The 13,923-nt window shown below is 60.5% G+C and carries 13 protein-coding genes; 1 reads left to right on the top strand and 12 read right to left on the bottom strand.

The window, feature by feature from the left end; translation table 11 throughout:
• Positions 1 to 85: 85 nt before the first annotated feature.
• Complete coding sequence (locus OP10G_RS06635) at positions 86 to 1,402, bottom strand: transglutaminase-like domain-containing protein (protein ID WP_084178855.1); 1,317 nt, start codon at positions 1,400 to 1,402, stop codon at positions 86 to 88.
• Between the two features lie 111 nt (positions 1,403 to 1,513).
• Positions 1,514 to 3,061 (bottom strand): menaquinone biosynthesis decarboxylase, encoded by a 1,548-nt coding sequence (locus tag OP10G_RS06630; protein WP_025226668.1) that lies wholly within the window; start codon positions 3,059 to 3,061, stop codon positions 1,514 to 1,516.
• 132 nt (positions 3,062 to 3,193) lie between these two features.
• Here OP10G_RS06630 and OP10G_RS06625 point away from each other — a divergent pair, with 132 nt between their 5' ends.
• Complete coding sequence (locus OP10G_RS06625; protein WP_084178854.1) at positions 3,194 to 5,188, top strand: DUF2961 domain-containing protein; 1,995 nt, start codon at positions 3,194 to 3,196, stop codon at positions 5,186 to 5,188.
• Positions 5,189 to 5,287: 99 nt separating this feature from the next.
• Here OP10G_RS06625 and OP10G_RS06620 read toward each other — a convergent pair whose 3' ends face one another.
• The 10 genes from OP10G_RS06620 to OP10G_RS06575 form a co-directional block, all read right to left on the bottom strand.
• The gene (locus OP10G_RS06620; RefSeq protein ID WP_025226670.1) at positions 5,288 to 6,277 is read right to left on the bottom strand and encodes a hypothetical protein; all 990 of its coding nucleotides are present in this window, start codon (positions 6,275 to 6,277) and stop codon (positions 5,288 to 5,290) included.
• Positions 6,278 to 6,287: 10 nt separating this feature from the next.
• On the bottom strand, positions 6,288 to 7,295 hold the full coding sequence (locus OP10G_RS06615; RefSeq protein ID WP_025226671.1) for a hypothetical protein: 1,008 nt from the start codon (positions 7,293 to 7,295) through the stop codon (positions 6,288 to 6,290).
• Entirely contained in the window at positions 7,288 to 7,626 is a 339-nt protein-coding gene (locus tag OP10G_RS06610; RefSeq protein ID WP_025226672.1) for a PadR family transcriptional regulator, read from the bottom strand. Before OP10G_RS06610 ends, OP10G_RS06615 begins: the two co-directional genes overlap by 8 nt.
• Before the next feature lie 179 nt (positions 7,627 to 7,805).
• On the bottom strand, positions 7,806 to 8,648 hold the full coding sequence (locus OP10G_RS06605; RefSeq protein ID WP_038474498.1) for an IS3 family transposase: 843 nt from the start codon (positions 8,646 to 8,648) through the stop codon (positions 7,806 to 7,808).
• An 8-nt stretch (positions 8,649 to 8,656) separates the two neighbouring features.
• Entirely contained in the window at positions 8,657 to 8,944 is a 288-nt protein-coding gene (locus OP10G_RS26705; RefSeq protein ID WP_038474495.1) for a transposase, read from the bottom strand.
• Positions 8,945 to 9,169: 225 nt separating this feature from the next.
• On the bottom strand, positions 9,170 to 10,171 hold the full coding sequence (locus OP10G_RS06595; protein WP_025226673.1) for an inorganic phosphate transporter: 1,002 nt from the start codon (positions 10,169 to 10,171) through the stop codon (positions 9,170 to 9,172).
• Positions 10,164 to 10,790, bottom strand: coding sequence for a DUF47 domain-containing protein (locus OP10G_RS06590; protein WP_025226674.1), 627 nt, complete (start codon positions 10,788 to 10,790; stop codon positions 10,164 to 10,166). The genes OP10G_RS06595 and OP10G_RS06590 overlap by 8 nt, the downstream gene beginning before the upstream one ends.
• A 53-nt stretch (positions 10,791 to 10,843) precedes the next feature.
• On the bottom strand, positions 10,844 to 11,668 hold the full coding sequence (locus OP10G_RS06585) for a carbohydrate ABC transporter permease (protein WP_025226675.1): 825 nt from the start codon (positions 11,666 to 11,668) through the stop codon (positions 10,844 to 10,846).
• Positions 11,665 to 12,555 carry a carbohydrate ABC transporter permease gene (locus tag OP10G_RS06580; protein ID WP_025226676.1) on the bottom strand — a complete coding sequence of 297 codons (891 nt, stop codon included), beginning with the start codon at positions 12,553 to 12,555 and terminating at the stop codon, positions 11,665 to 11,667. The genes OP10G_RS06585 and OP10G_RS06580 overlap by 4 nt, the downstream gene beginning before the upstream one ends.
• Positions 12,552 to 13,841, bottom strand: a complete 1,290-nt coding sequence (locus OP10G_RS06575; protein ID WP_025226677.1) for an ABC transporter substrate-binding protein — start codon at positions 13,839 to 13,841, stop codon at positions 12,552 to 12,554. The genes OP10G_RS06580 and OP10G_RS06575 overlap by 4 nt, the downstream gene beginning before the upstream one ends.
• Between the last annotated feature and the right edge of the window lie 82 nt (positions 13,842 to 13,923).

The raw sequence follows: 13,923 nt of genomic DNA, 5'->3' as shown, positions 1-13,923 counted from the left end.
CGCTAATTAAGCTTAAGAGGTCTACGAAGCCAGTCTTCAGTTCCGGCCTCTATTCCGAAGGGATTTCGTCCCCTAGCGTAGAGCTTCAATCAATGGGGGTAAACGTGATTTTATCTACTCGAGTCGTCTTATCGTTAGAGCTCATAACGAAATCAAGGCAAGTCAAGGAAATGGCAGAGGTTATCGTATACTTTGGCACCGCGTATGAGTCGCATCTCTGGCAGATAAGGCGACCGTTTAGCTCTGGCATGTGCCCGAAGAAGTAGGCATTGTCACCTTTCGGGTGCATACTATTGCAGTCGGTAACGTCTTCCGGTATCCACCCGATCCCGGGTAAATAGAATTCGCTCCATGCGTGTCCGACCAGCTCGCCCCTAGATGGGTGATTTACGAAGCCCTTATTCGATCGGGCTGGGACTCCTACGCTTCGAAGACAAGAGATGTAGACGTTGGTCATCCCGCCGCAGGCGGCCTGGCCGGTTTTGAGCACCGTGCGTGGGTTTTCAACAGGCGGTAAGTGATAGGTGAGCGACTTAGCGACGGCGAGAAATAACGCCCGCGCTACTTGAGCCGGCGTCATCTTCGAGCGAAAGTCATCGGGAAGGGAGTCCTTGACAAAGCGCTGAATTTCCGGTGCCTGTGGCAGGACGTTCGGCTCGCTCCCGAGGTGACACCGAACCTGAGCTGGCAGGTTCGATAGTTCTCTCCAGGAGACCGCGTCTAGCAATTTTCGGTTCACTCGAACCGAACGTGCTTCGATCGTGACGCCTTCATCGAATTCGAGAGGCGACTGAGGTTTGTCGATTAAGATCGCGTGAAGTGGCTGTCCGCTTGGTTCCGCATGCATCCTCACGAACCCGGGAAGCGGCGCCCATTCCAACACGGTCTGCGATCCTTCGCTCGTAGGCTCGCTGAGGTAGTAGTACGAGTAGGGTCTCGTTCCTGACCAATTCAAGGTCGTATGGATCGCCACCTTTATTTTCTTTGGTGCGTAGTATTGAATTGCGGACGCCGGAGGAATTGGAGAGATCGAGAAGCTCCCCGTGTTATCCTTTGGCGTTGTATCTCCGGACACATTGTCTGGATCTATGGTCACCGATACATCGATTGGTCCATCAAGAGCACCGATAAAACGGACGATGTAGCTATATTGTCCAGGCCCTTTGAACTCGGGCGTCAGAAATAGCTCTTGGTCCGCCATCGTGGCGCGCAGGCGATAGGGCTTATCGGGAGTCCCCAGGACGTTCCAAGTGATCTTCAGGTTGTAGTAATCGTCCCCAGCGGTCGGGGTCGTGACCTGCCCATTTTCGTCGCAGGTTCTGGCCGACACGAGTCGTATTTCGCAGGGGGACTGCTTGGCAAAGGGCAACGCTATTGCTAGGGCAAGCAGATACAGACCCATATCGGCATATTTTACTGGGATTTCAATTAGGAGCCCGGGTTCTCAAGGGCGATCGGCCGCCAAGTTCTTGGTGTCTCCTTGGGTCGACTCGATGTCGAGAGACGTCTCGGATCACAGCCCGAGCCGGGGCCACATGGCGTCGACTCTCGCTTTGACGTCGTCGGCCATTGTAATGAGCTTCGGGTAGTGGCGGCTGAACCCATTCTCTCCCGGCAGCTTGTGGGTGCAGTCGAAGCCGAGTTTGCCGCCGAAGCCTTCTTCTAGGCTGGCGTGGTCGAGTTGGTCGACCGGGCCTTTGCTCATCAACGTGTCTCGCATCGGGTCGCAGTTGGCGCCGATTCGGAAGAGGACTTCGCCGAGGTCCTGCACGTTGCAATCCTCGTCGAAGATGAAAACGAACTTGGTGAACGCGAGGCCGCCGAGGCCCCAGATCGCGTTCATTGCTTTGTAGGCGTGGCCCGGGTACTTCTTGCGGATGGAGACGAACGCCATGTTGTGGAACGTCGCTTCCACCGGCAGGTTCATGTCCACGATCTCGGGCACGCTCAGCTTCACCATCGGCAGGAAGACCCGCTCCACCGCCTTACCCATCCACCCGTCCTCCATCGGCGGACGGCCGACGATCGTTGCCGGATAGACCGCTTTCTCCCGCATCGTCACCGCGGTCACGTGGAGCACCGGGAAGTCTCCGGCCAGCGAGTAGTAGCCGGTGTGGTCACCGAACGGACCCTCGAGGCGGCGCTCGCCCGGGTCGACGTACCCCTCGATCACGATCTCAGCGTCGGCGGGGACCATCACGTCCACCGTCTTCGCCTTCACCAGCCGTACCGATTCCCTCCGTAGGAACCCGGCGAAGAGCATCTCGTCGATCCCCGGCGGCAGCGGAGCGATGGCGGCGAAGGTGTAGACCGGGTCGCCGCCGAGGACGACGCATACCTCCAGCCGCTTCCCTTGGGCCCCAGCATCCTCCATCTGGCGCATTCCGGTCTTGTGCATCTGCCAGTGCATCCCGCACGTTTTCGGCCCGTGGAGCTGCACCCGGTACATGCCGACGTTTCGTTTTCCGGTGTTCGGGTCGTGGGTAAAGACCAGCGGCAGCGTAATGAACGGGCCGCCGTCTTCCGGCCAACACGTGAGGATCGGAAGCTTGGTAAGGTCGATCTCGTCGCCTTGCGTCACGATCTGCTGGCAGATTCCGCTGGACGCCGTCTTGGGCGGGATGTTTTTCAGCTCGCTAAAGAGCCACGGCAGCTTCTTCAACGCCTCGGCCGCGCCCCTCGGGATTTCGGGTTTCAGCAGCGCCTCGATCCGCTGGGCGTGCTCCTCGAAGTCGTCGCACGACAGTGCCAGCGACATTCGCTTGCGGCTCCCCATCGTGTTGATCGCCACGGGAAAGGGGTAGTGATGTGGCTTATGACTTGTGGACAGTGGACTGTGGATGCTCTTGTGCCCGATCACCGCGCTCATCGGATCGGGCGTGCCCAGCCGGTGGTCGTCGCCTACTACGTTCTCGAACAGCAGCGCCGGACCGTTCGCCTTCATCACCCGGTCCGCGATCTCGGTAATCTCGAGCTGCGGACTTACCGCTTCCCGAATCCGGCGCAGCTCGCCCTTGGATTCGAGAACGTCGAGGAAATGCTGAAAGTCGCGATACGCCATAGTAGTGCCGGCGTCCCCGCCGGCATCTTCTCCAGTGTGACACCGCCTTCCAGGCGGTTGAGAGCGCACGCTTCGCGGGCGTGAAAAGCGCGAAGGGCTTCGCGCACTCCCAAAGGTAACCTTCCGTTAGCTATGAGTGTTGCTTCGACTGCGCTGCTGCTGTTTGTTGCCTCGGGTGGACACGCCGATACGGTTAGCGTGAAGACGCTGCTGCCACAGATGTGGGATCTGCGATACCTGAGCCGTCCTCCGAAGCCATCCTTCACGGCGGCTCAGGCGAGCAGCTACGATCGGGCATCTAACCCAGGACCGAACAGCGATCCGTTCGCGAATGGCGACGCGGGGCAGTTCATCCGGACCGAAGTCAACGACGGCCGTACCGAGCAGGTGATGGCCGATCTCAAGGGGCCTGGAACGGTCGTGCGCGTGTGGAGCGCCAACCCCAAGGGGACGATCCGATTCTATTTCGACGGCGAGTCGAAGCCGAGGATCGAAGCCACAATGGCCGACTTCTTGACCGGGAAGGTCGCCCCCTTTTACGACCCGTTCGCCTACAGCGCCGCCCAAGGGACCGACCTCTACTTCCCGTTTCCGTATGCGAAGAGCCTAAAGGTCACCGCCGAGAATTCCGATCACCTTTACTACCACGTCAACTACCGAACCTACGCGACGGGGACGCGGGTGGAAACATTCGACCCTGGTCGTCTGAGCAAGGTCGAGCGCGAGATCAAAACCGCCGCCGAGCACCTGACGCGCCTCGAACCGGCGATGCCTCGAGGTCTGGCGACGATGGGTCACGCGTTATCGACCGTCGAGCCCGGCCGGAGGGAACTATGCCTCCAGCTTGGGCAGCCGGGGACGGTCTCGGAACTCCGCGTGCGCGTGCCGATGTCGACCAAGACATTCATCAAAGAACCGGATTGGGATAGCCCGGACGCCACACACAACCTGATGCGGAACCTGCTCCTGGAAATGGAGTGCGACGGCGAGCGAACGATCGAGGCGCCTCTGGGAGACTTCTTCGCCACAGCGCCTGGTGTCAACCCGCTGAAGTCGCTCGCATTCGAAGTCACCGACGACGGATGGCTCGTCTGCCGGATGCCGATGCCGTTCCAGCGCAACGCCCGGATCTGGCTGAACAACGTCGGCCCGGTTCCGGTTAAGGTCGAGACCGCGGCCAAGGTGGAAACGAAAGCCCCACCCAAGGATGCGTATCACTTCTGCGCCCAGTGGACGGCGGAATACGCCTCGACCCGCCCGATTCGAGATATGCATCTCCTGGACGTTCGGGGCGAGGGTTACTGGATCGGATCCAACCTCCACGTCTCGAACCCCGACCCGGCCTGGTGGGGAGAGGGAGATGAAAAGGCGTACGTGGATGGCGAGAGCTTCCCGAGCACCTTTGGCACTGGTACGGAGGACTACTACGGATACGCGTGGGGTTCGTCGATGCTGTTCCAGCGCCCTTACCACGGTCAGAACCGGTGCGACGGCCCCGGAAGCTTCGGGCAGACCAACGTGCACCGCTGGAATCTGTTCGATCCCATCCCGTACACCAAATCGCTGAAGTTCGACCTGGAGATGTGGCATTGGGCGGCGGTCAAGGCCGCGTTCGACCGGACCGCTTACTGGTACGCAAAGCCGGGTGGCACGGCGCCGGTTCGAACGGACCGCACCCTCCTAATGATCCCCAAGATGGAGCCGCCGAAGCCGGTGGAAGGTGCGATCGAGGGGGAGAGCCTTAAATACGAAAACACCGGCGGCAAGGTGGAGATTCAGGACGGTTTCTTCGCCCTGTCCGGCGGAAAGCAGCTTTGGTGGATCGACAACCAACCCGGCAACAAGCTCGTTTTGCACGTTCCCGTAAAGGAGGCCGGCCGGTACGAGGTGATCGGCAACTTCTGCCACGCCCGCGACTACGGCCTCCACCAGATCAGCATCAACGGAAACCCGCTGACGCCGAGGAGCTTCTACGGGACGGGAGTGGAATGGCAAAAGATCTCCCTCGGCGCCTTCGACCTTCCGGCCGGAGAAATGGTGATGGAAGTGACCTGCCTCGGAAAGCAACCGGAGGCGCTCCCAGGGATGATGTTTGGATTGGACTACCTCTTGCTCGTCAAGAAGTAGAACGGATCCGAAAGAGGCTTCCCCGACCCCGGCAGGCGGTCGTTGAACCTGCCGCGAGCCTGGAGTTTGACGGAGACAGGTGGTTCTGAGGGCTCTCCGTTACCTTCCAACCCGGGGGAAGGAGTTGGTTGCGAGCTCGACGGTTGCCGCGAGCGCCATCGTCTTTTCGACGATGCGTTCCGCACTTAGTCCCGGTCGGTGAATTGGCCAGCCTAAGGCGCTTCGGAGGTTGCGCGACGTCTGATCTCGGAAGAACGCCGACTCCTCCGGAGTTGGCGCGCGGAACGACATGGCGGTCGCGAGCAAACCGTCGACTCCGATAACGGAGACCTGCCGCTTCAATTGGCGGAGAAGCTTCGCCAGATTCGCTTTCGACCTCTCGTAAGTCTCGTCTGGTACCGGGTCGGTGTATTCCGGCTCCGAAGAGGTGCGCCCCGCGGAATAGGGTGTATCCCAGAATTGCGAGTACCGAAACCGGGTCGGGTGGCCGACGAAAAGGCCGACCCACGGCTGATCGATCCGTTGAATGCCATCGAGAACGCGGGCGGTGGCGGCTTCGGCTCGGGCGTCATCGGCCCAGTCGACCTCGGAGATACTGAGTGCCTGCGGAAGCGCCAGCACGCCGTTAAACCGGTGGACCGCCTCGCCCGGGAGAGCCGTGAGCGCGTAGCAATAGGCGGCGATATCAAGCCGCTTCAGGGCGTCGGTAATTTCCGGTGACCAAGTATTCCCTGCGCCTCCCCAGAAGACCGGCGGGCGAGCGAACAGGCTAACGAACGCTTCGAATCCGCGCCTTTCCGCCGCGTAGGCGGCTTTGCATCCGTCTTCCCACGAAAGATCGGCCAGAAGCTCCATCGTCGTCGGGTGAAACGAGTGGGTGTCCGTGTGCAGCCCCAAGCAGTGCGGCGCGAACGCCTCCGCGATGTCTTGCCGCCCCCTCGCGTGAAGGGTTCGGCACTTCTCGCCGGTGAGACAGAACGAGCCCCGGACATCTTCGGAGGTGAAGAGGTTGGCCAGGTCGAGCGCCGCATCGTCGGCGAGCGGGTTGATCGGGTCCTCGACGTCCATGAACACGGAAACGTGCTTCATGGACGTCAGCCTACGCTAAGAACGGATCGCGGGCAATCCGTCGCCTTCGTTGGCGTTTGAAGAGGGCGAGGATCACGCCGTTTACGATCGCCAGAGGCACGACCCGGAGGAGGAACATGGAGAGCGTCTGTCCGGCGAAAGTTAGGACTGACGAATCACCACCGGACAAGACGGCTTGCCGCATCCGACGCAAGCTGGCAACGTACGCAGCTCCATTGGCAACCCAATCGTGGGCGGCCCCCTCCACGGTTCGATTCGGTGAGTAAACGAGCGACGGGGACGAGGGGATATCGACGATGAACGGAAGGTATGGAAATTGCATTCCAGTCGTCACCTTCACCCACTGAGGAGCCATATAGCCCTTAAAGTTCGGGTCGTAATAGGCCGCTGGATTCCGTCGGAAACCTTCGCTACCCGCAGCGGCCAGGGCCAAATCGTGGTCGAACTGCTTCAGCGCGGTCTCTTTCGAGACGTCGATCCCCGCTCTTTTCATGGCACCCTCGACCCCGGACTGATAGGCAGGTACCAGCGCAACGAGAAACATCAAGAGGGCGCCGAGACCCATAGAGATCGCAACCGGCCGGATGAGCCAACGGCGGCTCCGAATCGCCGACCAGATGAATGCCGCCAAAACCGCGATGGAAGACCACAGCATTTCCGTCGTTCCGAACAGGCCGTGGTAGTGGGCCGGAATAAGGGGAAGGATAAGGGGCAGTAAGATGTGGGCGATGGCGTCGAGCGTAATCGTCAAGGCGGCGACCCGCCAGATCGGACGGCTCGTCTCACCGGTTAGATGGCGAACGAGATCCTCCGCAACGTTCTGCGCGGCTCCGAGTCCGCGCAAGGCAAGCCGGGTCGCCTCCGTTTCCGGAATGCCAAGCTCCTCTTCCGCCGCCCGGTGGCTGAGAACCAAATGGGAGCGTAGTTCGGCCAGCACCTCCGCTCGCCTCTCGGCGTCGACTTGACCTGCCATCTGCCGGTCCACCGCGCCGAGATATGCTTCGAACCGCTCATTCATGGCCTGCCTCCAACTTGGGAGCCGACGGTAAGACCTGCCCGACCGCGTCGGCGAACGCCCGCCACTTTTGGGCCCGCGTCACCAACTCGGCTCGTCCTGCAGGGGTGATCCGGTACACGCGCTTGGGAGGATCTCCCTCCTGCATCTCCCACTCTCCGTGGATCCAGCCCGCTTCCTGGAGACCGTGGAGTACCGGATAGAGCTGCCCCTCTCCAAGCTTCAATACCTCCGCCGACCGCTCGCGGATCGCGCGAGAGATGCCGTATCCATGCTGCGGCCCTTCGCTCAAAATCGCCAGCACCAACGCCCGAGTATCCGTACGGTAGCTCATGAGCTACATCTTATCATGATGCACGAGGAAAGTAGCATCGGCACCTTGCCGATGAACACCGAGAGCTTGGGCGTTGAGGCGTTGGGCGTTGGGCGTTGGGCGTTGGGCGTTGGGCGTTGGGCGTTGGGCTGTAGCTTCCCAATTCTCTGTACCAGCGGGCGTTGTTTCTATGGGGGTTGTTACTCCCCGTCCGGCTGGTCTTGGCGATGGCTTTGGAGCACCTCGTTAGGGGTTCGGTAGCCAAGGCTCATATGGATGCGCTTTTCATTGTAGTGCTTTGCGTAGGCGGCGATGGACTCTTTGGCCTCGTTCAGGCTTTCATACTCGCTCCTTAAGATCTCCTCTTCTTTGAAGGTTCGGTTCAGACGTTCGGCATGTCCGTTCTCCCAAGCGCATCCGACTCGGGCCATGCTGAGGGTGACTCCCTGGGCGAGAAGGCGCCGGGTATAGACTCCCGAAGCGTAGGGCTTGCCTTGGTCGGAGTGGTGGATGGCGGGAGTTTCCCGGCTAAGCGCCATATCGAGCGCCGAGAGCGTCAGCCAGGAGTCGTTGGCAAAGGAGAGCGAAACCCCGACGACTCGGCGGGTGAACAGGTCTTCCACCAGCGCGAGGAAGGTCCGGCGCCCGCCGGCTACGAGCTCGGTGGTGTCGGCCACCCACACCTGGTTCGGATACGACGGCACGAGATCCCGTATGAGGTTGGGATAGCGAGGATGCTCGTGCCGGGAGTCGGTGGTTCCCTTGGACCGAGGCGGCGCCCGTTTGCCCAGGAGCCCCAAGCGGACGTAGACCGTGCGCACCTGCGACCGGGTCGCCGCCACTCTCAGGCGAGCCAGGTAGGCGTGCATGAGCCGAAGGCCGGCGGTAGGAAAGCTCGCCCGCAGGTGAAGGATCGTCACCGTCAGGCTTTCCAGGTCCGGCTCCTCTTTCGCCCGGTAGAGCGCCGAGCTGCGGGAGACTCCGAGCAGGCGGCACACCAGGCGCAACGGATACTTACCCGCGAGCGCTCGGGCCTGCTTCAGACGCCCTTCTAGAGGAGCCGACGCGACGCTTTTTTTAAGATCTCCAACTCCATGTGTTGGCGGCCGATCTCCCGCTCGAGCTCGGCGAGACGCTCCTGGCCGGTGGGTGCGGCGCCGAACATCTCGGGCGCCTTTTCCAAGAACTGGTCTCTCCAGCGCGCGAGCAAAGAGTCTTTGATCTGGTGCTCGCGGCTCAGATCCGCCAGCGTGCGCTGGCCCGAGACGATCTGAACCACCAAACGCAACTTGAACTCCGGCGCGAATACTCGACGCCTTCCCGACTTCGATTCCGACATGTGGCTTCACTATTTTCCCTCTAAGCCACTGGTACAGAATCCTGGGATACTACGGGCGTTGGGCGTTGGGCGTTGGGCGTTGGGCGTTGGGCGTTCTTAACTTGACGCTTTACCTTCTTTGATGGGACGGATGGGACTTCTGGGTCTGAAGGGGCTCATGTATTCCGTCAGGGCACATGCCACATCCCTAACGCCCAGCGCCACAACGCCCAACGCCTTCGCCCCTCACCTAAACATCAAACGCACGAGCCCGTAGGCTAGGGCGCCGACGGTGGCGGCGGCGGGGATGGTGATGATCCAGGCGGCGACCATCGTGTGGGCCACTTGCCATCGGACGGCGGAGATGCGTTTTGAGGCGCCGACGCCGAAGATCGAGCCGGCAATGACGTGGGTGGTGCTAAGCGGCATGCCAAAGTGGCTGGCCGTCAGGATAACTGCCGCGCCGGAGGTCTCGGCCGCGAAGCCGTTGACCGGTTCCAGGCGAATAATCTTGTGCCCCATCGTCCGGATAATCCGCCAACCCCCGGCGGAAGTCCCCAGCGCCATGGCGATGGCGCAAGCAATCTTCACCCAAAGCGGAACGTCGGCTTTAACGGGAAGGAAGTGCCCTCCGATGAGCGCCAGGGTGATGATTCCCATGCTCTTCTGCGCATCGTTTTGCCCGTGCGCGAACGCCATGGCGGCGGAGGAAAGGATCTGAAGCCGCCGGAACACGGTTCCCGCCCGCACCGGATGGGCGTTGGAGAAGAACTTGGCGATCAGCGCCATGATGACGAAGCCGATGATGAATCCGACGATCGGCGACGTTACCAACGGGATTAAGACCTTGAAGATTAATCCCTTCCACTGGATCACCTGAAAGCCGCCGTGGGCGAGCGCGGCGCCACAAAGTCCACCGATCAAGGCATGGGAGGAGCTGCTCGGCACCCCATACTTCCAAGTCACGAGGTTCCAAACGATTCCCCCGATGACTGCCGCCAACACGACCTGCTCGGTCGCGAAACTCTGAGCGACAATGTCTCCCGCAATGGTCTTGGCCACGCTATTCGCGATCAGGGCACCCGCGAAATTGAGGACGGTTGCCATCAAGATCGCCTGGAGAGGCGTCAGAACGCGCGTCGAAACGACCGTGGCGATGGCGTTCGCGGTGTCGTGGAATCCGTTGATGTAGTCGAACGCGAGTGCGAAGACTACGACCAAGACGATGAGGAGGCCGACCTCATGCATATTTGACGATCATGTTATCCAGGATCTTGGCGATGTCTTCGCAACGGTCCACCGCGTTCTCCACCCGGTCGTAAACCTCTTTCCACTTGATCACGGTGAGGGCGTCGATTCCCGGCTCGTCGAAAAGAGTAGCCAACGCGCCTCGGAAAAGCTTATCGCTCTCATTTTCCACGGTGTGGATCTCCTTCAAGGTGGTCTTGAGGCTCTCCGACTTCTGGAAGTTCCCGGCCAATTCTGAAGTCGCGCTAACGACCAACCGAGTGATCTCAACCAATTGGACCGCAAGCGGTTCCAGGTCGGGACGGCTTTCCGTGAGATGGTACAACGCGATCCGGGCAGCGACGGCTTCGATGTAATCCGTGATGTCGTCAAGCGCGTGCGACATCTCGCTCAGATCCTCTTGATCGAGGGGCGTAATGAACGTGCTGACGATCTTGTTTTGGAGCTGGTGCGTCAGTTCGTCGCCTTGGTGCTCGATCTCTTCAAGCTTCAGGGCGTGCGCGCGGTGATTCTCGATGTCGCGAACCATCGCCAAAAATGCGACCGCCGCCTGCTCGGACACAACGGCCTGTTTCTTCAACAGATCAAAAAAGATCGTTTCCCTACCGAGCTTGAGCACCCATTCCCCTCCGTCTCAAGGCATGGCCGAGAGACGTTCGGTTATACCGAATTTCACCTCCCACCCATGCCGCTCACGGCCACCCCTTTGATGATGTAGCGCTGGGCGAGGAAGAATATGACGATCGTCGGGACGATCTGGATGAGGCTGGCGGACATCAGTTGCCCCATGTTCGTACCGAAGCTGTCTTGGAACAGACGGAGCCCCATAGCGACGGTGTAATTCTCGGGCGAGTTGAGATAAATCAGCGGGCCTTCGAAGTTGTCCCAGTTTCCTATGAAGGAGAAAACGACGACGGCGGCGATCGCGGGCTGGCTCAGGGGCAAGATGAGCCGCCACCAAATCTGTGGGTAGCTTGCCCCGTCGATCAGCATCGCCTCGTCCAGCTCGTGCGGAATCGTGAGGAAAAATTGGCGCAGGAGAAAAATGTTGAACGGGCCTCCTCCGAAGAAGGCGGGAAGGATCAACGGGATGAACGTGTCGATCGCGTGAAGCTGACGCCAGATCAAGAAGACGGGAATCATCGTGACCTGGCTCGGCAACATCATCGTCCCGAGCATCGTGTAGAAGAGGGCGTTTCGCCCCTTGAACTTAAACCGGGCAAAGCCATACGCCACCAAAGCCGCCGAAAGCACGGTGCCGAGGGTTGCCAGCAGCGTTACAAACACCGTGTTGCCAATGAACGTGGTGAAAGGGAGCGCGTGCCAAGCGCCGGGAAAATTCTCGAGCGTCGGCTTGGCCGGAATGAGATGCACCGGATCTTTGGCGATCTCCTGGCTGGTCTTCAACGCCGTCGAGACGGTCCAGAGGAACGGGATAACGAAGACGCCGGCGCCCAGGACCAGCAAGAAATAGACCAGCGACATCCTCGCTTTCATTTGGCTTCCCCTTCGTAGTGAACCCACCGCTTGGAGAGGCCGAACTGGACGGCGGAGATAACTACGAGAAGCAGGAAAAGCAGCCATGCCATGGCGCTCGCCTTGCCGAACTTGAAGTACTCGAAGGCGTTTCGGAAGATGTAAAGCGCGTAGAACATGCTCGCGTTATTCGGTCCCCCGTTGGTCATCACGTACGCCGAAGTGAATATCTGGAAAGCGCCGATGCTCCCCAGAATCACGTTGAAGAACATCACCGGCGATAAGAGCGGCAGGGTGACGTGGCGGAATCGTTGCCAGGCGGTCGCACCGTCGAGACTGGCGGCCTCGTAGTACGCGTCCGAGATCCCTTGGAGTCCCGCGAGGAAGATGATCATCCGCGCGCCGCCGGCCCCCCAAAGCCCCATGAGGATGAACGCAGTCAGGGTGTACCGCTCGTCTTGCAGCCACTGGGGTCCGGCATATCCAAAGATGCCCAGGAGGAGATTCAAGATTCCGTTTTCGGCATTGAACACCCACTGCCAAAGGATCGCGGAGGCGACCGCGGGCACGATGGACGGGAGATAGAACAGGGTGCGGTAGACGTTTAGGCCGCGCACCTTCTGATTCAAAAGCATCGCCAGCCCCAGCGATGCCGCGATGCCCAGCGGAACGGAGAAGAGGGCGTAGGTGACGGTGATCCGGACCGACTTCCAGAAGATCGGATCGACGAACAGGAGCCGTCGGTAATTCTCGCCTCCAACGTATTGGCTCGTCGCGAGGTCGTATTTATGAAGCGAAAGCCAGAGCGACGTCACCATCGGACCCGCCGTGAAGAGGAGGAAACCGAGCAGCCAAGGCGTGATGAAGAGGAATCCCCAGAACGCCGGCTTTCGAGTCAGCGCCTTCAATAGCCGGGATCCTCCGCCAAGACGGCGTCGATCTTTTCTTTCGCTCGGCGCAAGACCGCGCGGGCATCTCGCTCCCGGCCGGCCATCAGGTTATCGGTCTCGGCGTTCAGAAGTTGGGTCCATTCCCCCCAACGGGAGTTAATCGGCAAGATACGGCCCGCCTCGGCGGCCTGGACGAAGGCGATCGGGTGGGCGGGAGGGAGCGAGCCATCGAGGTAGATCGGCGACTTGGCCACCGCGATCCGGGTGGGAAAACATCGTCGGATCTTCGCGTACAACTCCGTCTCCGCTTCGACCCCGGTGTAGAAGCGCATGAACCGCCACGCGGCCTTCGGGTTGGGACAATTGGCCGACATGATGAGCTGGTTCCCCTTGACCACGTCGACGAGCGGACCGTCGCCCCGGGGAGGCGGACAGACATCCCACTCGAAATCCTTAGCTTTCTGGCGGTAGCTGGGCACCATCCCCATAAAATCGAACGTCATCCCGACCTTTCCGCTCTCGAACGCGAATGCCGAGTTCGCGGCTTGAGACGGGGAGGGGGCCACGTGGTCTTTCCAAATTAAGTCGGCTAGAAACTGATAGCCGCGGACCGTCCCTTCGCTGTCAACCACGCAGTGTTTCATGTCCGGCGACAGAAAATCGCCGCCCATATTCCAGATGGCGACCGCGTTGGCGGGAAAGCTGGGAACGTTGAGTCCGAACGTCTTGGCGCGTCCGTTCTCGAAGTGGGTGAGCTTCTTCGCGTACTCCCGCATCCGGTTCCAGGTCCAGTCCCCCCGCTTGTACACCTCGTACGGGTCCTCGAGGCCGGCCTGGCGCATGAGGGTCTTGTTGTAGTACAGGATGATCCCCCCGTACAGGGTGCTAAGCCCATAGAGACGGTTGCCGATCTTGCACTCGGCGATGGCGGTTGGAAAGTAGTCGCTCTCGTGAAAGGTAGGGTCGTTCTTCGCGAAGTCCGTGAGGTCGCGGAAGTACCCCTTCGGCTGCATCATCGGGTAGTTGTAGTGGTCGATCCGCATGACGTCCGGCGCCGTGCGAGAAGCGAGCATTAGAACCGCCTTCTGCTGGTAGCTGCTGCTGGGCACGGTGAAGAGCGAGACGAACAGGTCCGGGTTCTGCCGGTTGAACTTGTCGACTACGTTCTGCTCGGCCGCAAGCTGCTCCGGGTTTCCCCAGGCCATGTATCGCAGGCACGCCTTATCCGGCGGGCAACCCGCATTCGTCCGACAGCCGACAACGGTCAAGCCGGCCAGGATCGCGATCGCCAGACGAACGGTCATTTGGATGACCAGTATATGTGGCGCCGGCTTCCAGCCGGTAGCCCAAATGTTCGCGGACCGACCAATCATTGGCGGAAGGCGG

The sequence above is a fragment of the Fimbriimonas ginsengisoli Gsoil 348 genome, assembly GCF_000724625.1.
Lineage (GTDB): Bacteria > Armatimonadota > Fimbriimonadia > Fimbriimonadales > Fimbriimonadaceae > Fimbriimonas > Fimbriimonas ginsengisoli.
Note: the sequence above shows the minus strand (reverse complement) of the source record. Positions and strands in the feature narration are given on the sequence as shown.